General features: G+C 45.0%; 1 protein-coding gene and 1 pseudogene. Both read left to right on the forward strand.

All coding sequences use genetic code 11. The annotated features are described in order from the left end of the window. The coding region (locus B3V51_RS04050; RefSeq protein ID WP_349676137.1) for a DUF1850 domain-containing protein at positions 1-501 on the forward strand (501 nt) is incomplete at its 5' end. Then, a pseudogene (locus B3V51_RS04055) lies at positions 473-1005 on the forward strand (C4-dicarboxylate ABC transporter permease); the annotation flags it as partial. The gene B3V51_RS04050 and the pseudogene B3V51_RS04055, both read left to right, overlap by 29 nt.

Below are 1005 nucleotides of genomic sequence, written 5' to 3' on the forward strand. Positions count from 1 at the left end.
GCGCTGGTTTTTTTGACCCTATGGATAGGTGTCGCGCGTCAGTCTGTGGTCGAAGTGCGTGTTGCGATAGCGGGTAGCGACGACAAGGTATGTTATTTCACTGACCCTGACTTTCAGCTGCGCTGGATACATTCTGTAGAAAAGCAGTGGTGGGAAGAGCAGTACCAACGCATAGAAAAAAGCAGCACAGAAGAGGCTATGCTACTCCTCACCACCACATACTTTGAAGCATTTGGTGCTGGTACGCCTTCGACCGAACCCCTGGCCCCCATACAAAAACTTGGCTATCTGGGTTACCAAATCAATGAAAAACTACCTAGCCTAAATTGGGTAGTCTCTAGACTGACCAAAGGCGAGATCGATTATACTGGTCACCGTTTTTTGATTCATCAGTGGGTGCCGGATTATTCTGAAGTGGTGATCATGCCTAAGACGTATGGTTTAATTGATAGATTTAAAAAGGACTTGTGTCATGAACTCCCAAGTGACGGATCACGGTAGCGTGAATACCACGCCAGATGCCAATGTTGATAAAGATGCTGATGCAGATGCGATCAACAAAGCAGTACTGGAAAAATATGACCGAGAGTCAATCACACGTCATATTACGCAAGGGCCAGTAAAGTATTTCATTGCTGGTATTTGTATACTCTATTCACTTTTTCATCTTTATATTACCTTTAACCCGATGCCTGCATTGCTACAGCGCTCTGTACACGTCGGTGTTGGTTTTGCCTTAATTTTCTTGATTTTTCCCGCCAGTAAAAATAGCAGTCGCAGTCGAGTCGCTTGGTATGACTGGATTTGGTTTTTATTGTCTTTATCTGGTATGAGCTATTTGATCTACGAATATCAAGACATTGTGACCTCACGTGGTGGCATGGCCAATCCGCTTGACGTGATATTTTCGCTGATCACGGTGGTCTGTGTGCTAGAAGGCAGTCGCCGTATCACCGGTTGGATTTTGCCAATATTGGCAGGGATATTTTTGGCCTATCCGTTTGT

Source organism: Psychrobacter sp. UBA2514, from assembly GCF_002341255.1.
GTDB classification, from domain to species: Bacteria; Pseudomonadota; Gammaproteobacteria; order Pseudomonadales; family Moraxellaceae; genus Psychrobacter; species Psychrobacter pacificensis.